Origin of the sequence: Methylobacterium segetis (assembly GCF_004348265.1) — a bacterium.
Classification (GTDB): domain Bacteria; phylum Pseudomonadota; class Alphaproteobacteria; order Rhizobiales; family Beijerinckiaceae; genus Methylobacterium; species Methylobacterium segetis.
This window is the reverse complement of sequence record NZ_SMNT01000187.1, coordinates 1-2,838: the sequence shown is the minus strand read 5'-3', so window position 1 is coordinate 2,838 and position 2,838 is coordinate 1. Positions and strand designations below refer to the sequence as shown.

Annotated in this window: 2 protein-coding genes; both read left to right on the top strand. The window is 74.6% G+C overall.

Annotation, left to right across the window (positions count from 1 at the left end):
* Positions 1-1,439 (top strand): type I secretion system permease/ATPase (locus E1J50_RS25690; RefSeq protein ID WP_207919299.1); only part of this gene is annotated, 1,439 nt, incomplete at its 5' end.
* A 49-nt stretch (positions 1,440-1,488) separates the two neighbouring features.
* On the top strand, positions 1,489-2,838 hold the full coding sequence (locus E1J50_RS25685) for an HlyD family type I secretion periplasmic adaptor subunit (protein WP_132257059.1): 1,350 nt from the start codon (positions 1,489-1,491) through the stop codon (positions 2,836-2,838).

The following is a 2,838-nucleotide window of genomic DNA, read 5'->3' as shown; positions in this document are numbered from 1 at the left end:
TCGGTGTCGCCGCCATCGTCGGCGCCGTCGTGCTGGCGCTCGTCACCTTCGTCACCGACCGCGCCACCCGCACCCCCGCCCAGGCCGCCACCGGCCACGGCCTGCGCCGCAACGGCCTGGCCGAGGCCGGCCGCCGCAACGCCGAGGTGCTGGCCGCGCTCGGCATGCAGGGCCGCCTCGGCGCCCGCTGGGCCGCGGCCAACCGCGACTACATGGACGCCCAGCAGCGCGTCTCGGACGTCGCCGGCGGCTTCGGGGCCGGCTCCAAGGTCTTCCGCATGGCCCTGCAATCGGGCGTGCTGGCGCTGGGCGCCTGGCTCGTGATCAACAACATGGCCACCGCCGGCATCATCATCGCCTCCTCGATCCTGGTCTCGCGCGCGCTCGCCCCGGCCGAGCTCGCCATCGCCAACTGGAAGGGCTTCGTGCAGGCCCGCCAGGCCTGGGTCCGGCTCTCCGAGCTGCTCGCCCGCATCCCCGCCGTCGGCCAGCCCCACGCCCTGCCCGCGCCCGCCCGCTCCCTCGCCGTGGAGGGGGTCAGCGTGGCCCCGCCCGGCGCGCCCCGCCTCGTGGTGCAGGACCTCTCCTTCGCCCTCCAGGCCGGCCAGGGGCTCGGGGTGATCGGCCCCTCGGCCTCGGGCAAGTCCTCGCTGGTGCGCGCGCTCGTCGGCGTCTGGCCGCCGGTGCGCGGCAAGGTCCGGCTGGATGGGGCGGCGCTGGACCAGTGGTCGAGCGCCGATCTCGGGCCGCATATCGGCTTCCTGCCGCAGGAGGTGGAGCTGTTTGCCGGCACGATCGCGGAGAACATCAGCCGGTTCGAGGTCCATCCCGACCCCGAGCACGTGATCGCGGCTGCCCGGGCGGCGGGGGTGCACGATCTGATCCTGCGGCTCTCGGAGGGCTACGACACCCGCATCGGCGAGGGCGGGGCCGGGCTCTCGGCCGGGCAGCGCCAGCGGGTGGGGCTGGCGCGGGCGCTCTACCGCGAGCCGTTCCTGGTGATCCTGGACGAGCCCAACGCCAACCTCGACAACGAGGGCGAGAACGCGCTGACGCAGGCGATCCTGGGGGTGCGCCAGCGCGGCGGGATCTGCGTGGTGGTGGCCCATCGCCCGAGCGCGCTGGCGGCGGTCGATCTGGTTCTGATGATGGCCGACGGGCGGGCCCAGGCCTTCGGGCCGAAGGACGAGGTGTTCAAGCGGGTGCTGCGCCCGGCGCCGGCGCCGGTCCCGGCCGAGCCGCAGGCGCCGATGCCGCGGGCGATGGGCTTCGGCCAGGGCGGGGGCCAGGGCGGCGGCTTCGGCCAGGGCGGCCCGGTCGGCGGGCAGATGGGTAGCCATGGGGGCGGCCATGCGGGCGGCCATGCGGGCGGCTCCGGCGGCTCGGCGAGCCCGGGCCAGCCCTCCGTCCCGGCCTCCGGCCTGCAGGAGAGCGCGTGATGGGGCGAGCGCGCGTGATGTTGCGGCTTGAGATGCGGGAGAGCGTGCCATGTCGGTGAGCCTGAGCCCGGGCCTCGTCGCCCCCGCCCTGGCCGGGCCGCCGCGCCCGCGCGCCCTCGGCTCGATCCGGCGCCACCTGGCGCTGGCCGTCGGCCTCTCGGCGGCCTTGGTCGTGGGCGTCGGCGGCTGGGCCACCTTCACCCAGATCTCGGGCGCGGTGATCGCGCCCGGCCAGCTCGTGGTCGAGTCCGACGTCAAGAAGGTGCAGCACCCGACCGGGGGCGTGGTCGGCGAGCTGCGGGTGCGGGAGGGCGCGCGCGTCAAGGCCGGCGACGTGCTGATCCGCCTCGACGAGACCCAGACCCGGGCCAACCTCGACATCGTGCTCAAGGCGCTCGACGAGCTCGCGGCGCGCCGCGCCCGCGACGAGGCGGAGCGGGACGGGGCGGGACGGGTCAGCTTCCCGGCCGAGCTGCTGGCGCGCGTCGCCGACCCGGCGGTGGCGCATCTGGTCGAGGGCGAGACGCGGCTGTTTGCGGCCCGCGTGGCCGCGCGCGAGGGCCAGAAGGCGCAGCTGCGCGAGCGGGTGGCGCAGTTGCGCCAGGAGATCTCGGGCCTGACCGAGCAGGCCTCGGCCAAGGACCGGGAGATCCGGCTGATCGGCTCGGAGCTCAAGGGGGTGCGCGAGCTGTTTGCCAAGAACCTGGTGCCGTTCTCGCGGGTGACCGCGCTGGAGCGGGACGCGGCGCGGCTGGAGGGGGAGCGGGGCCAGCTGATCGCCTCGACCGCCTCGGCGCGGGGCAAGATCACGGAGACGGAGCTGCAGATCCTGCAGGTGGACGGGGACATGCGCACGGAGGTGGGCAAGGAGCTGGCCGAGATCCGGGGGCGCTGGTCGGAACTGGTCGAGAAGCGGGTGGCGGCCGAGGACCAGCTCAAGCGGATCGACCTGCGCGCGCCGCAGGACGGGACGGTGCACCAGCTGGCCGTGCACACGATCGGCGGGCTGGTGGTGCCGAGCGAGCCGGCGATGCTGATCGTGCCGTCGGCGGACCAGCTGGCGGTGGAGGTGAAGATCCAGCCGCAGGACATCGACAACGTGCGGGTGGGGCAGGCGGCGGTCCTGCGGTTCCCGGCCTTCAACCAGCGGGTGACGCCGGAGATCGACGGGGTGGTGAGCCGGGTCTCGGCGGACGTGACGAGCGACCCGAAGACGGGGATGAGCTACTACGTGGCGCGCATCCAGGTGCCCGAGGAGCAGACGGCGCGTCTGAACGGGGCCAAGCTGGTGCCGGGCATGCCGGTGGAGAGCTTCATGCAGCTCGGCGAGCGCTCCGTGCTCTCCTACCTCACCAAGCCCCTCACCGACCAGATCGCCAAAGCCTGGAGAGAACGATAG